Annotated in this window: 2 protein-coding genes; both read left to right on the top strand. The window is 69.5% G+C overall.

The window, feature by feature from the left end; all coding sequences use genetic code 11:
- Positions 1-180: 180 nt before the first annotated feature.
- Positions 181-633 carry a DUF4383 domain-containing protein gene (locus tag PROKR_RS06195; RefSeq protein WP_036960778.1) on the top strand — a complete coding sequence of 151 codons (453 nt, stop codon included), beginning with the start codon at positions 181-183 and terminating at the stop codon, positions 631-633.
- 180 nt (positions 634-813) lie between these two features.
- Positions 814-1,028 (top strand): 2-oxo-4-hydroxy-4-carboxy-5-ureidoimidazoline decarboxylase (locus tag PROKR_RS06190; RefSeq protein WP_036960780.1); only part of this gene is annotated, 215 nt, incomplete at its 3' end.

Raw genomic sequence — 1,028 nt, 5'->3', positions numbered from 1 at the left:
GGCCTGCCCGCCGGCGCCTGTCTGGTCGGCCCGGCGGGCTCGGACCGGACGCTGCTCGCCCTGGCGGGGCGGCTGGCGGGCTGACCTCCGACGCGTGGTGCCGGCGTCCGGTCGAGATGCGAGCCGCCGTCGTCGGCGGGACGGTGAGAGGACCGGTTACCGGAAGGCAGGAGAAGCATCATGTCGTACTCCACCGCACCTCGGCCCGCCCGCGGGGGCTATCAGTGGCTGGCACTCATCTTCGGCGCCATCTACCTCGTCGTCGGGATCGTGGGCTTCTTCGTGACGGGGTTCGACGGCTTCACCGAGCACGACCACAGCCAGACCCTGCTCGGCTTCGCCATCAACCCGCTTCACAACATCGTGCACCTGCTCATCGGCGTGCTCGGTCTCGGCCTGTGGAGCACCTCCGCGGGCGCGCGCACCTTCGGCTGGATCCTGCTGGTCGGGTACGGCGTGACGTTCGTCTACGGCCTGTTCGCGCTCGGCAGCCCGGACATCAACTTCCTGAACATCAACGTCGCGGACAACTGGCTGCACGGCCTGAGCGCGTTGGTCGGTCTGATCATCGCCGTCTGGCCGGCCCGCTCGACCGCGGTTCCGACGTACGGCGCCGCCACGACACAGCCCTGACCGAGCCCGGGCGACATCGCGTCGTCGAACGTAGGGTTGGTCGCGGTATGGAGCCTCGTGCGGCGACGAACCCTACGTTCGACGGCCTGCGGTCCGGGTGGGTGACGGTCGACGCGAAGGTTTACAGGGCTGAAACTCGTGTGCCGTTCGCAAATCGCGTTGAAACCGTAGATTTGTGTCATGGACCTCGCGACGTTCAACGCCCTGTCCCCGGCCGACGCCGCGGCGACCGTCCGCCCCTGTGCCGACATCGACTCGTGGGTCGACGCGGTGGTGTCCGGCCGCCCGTTCGCCTGCCGCGACAAGCTGCTGCTGCACGCCATGCGGGCAGCGGCCGACTGGACGGCCGCGGACATCGACGCCGCCCTGGCGGACCATCCGCGCATCGGTGAGCG

It is taken from the genome of Promicromonospora kroppenstedtii DSM 19349 (assembly GCF_000515355.1).
Taxonomy (GTDB): domain Bacteria; phylum Actinomycetota; class Actinomycetes; order Actinomycetales; family Cellulomonadaceae; genus Promicromonospora; species Promicromonospora kroppenstedtii.
Note: the sequence above shows the minus strand (reverse complement) of the source record. Positions and strands in the feature narration are given on the sequence as shown.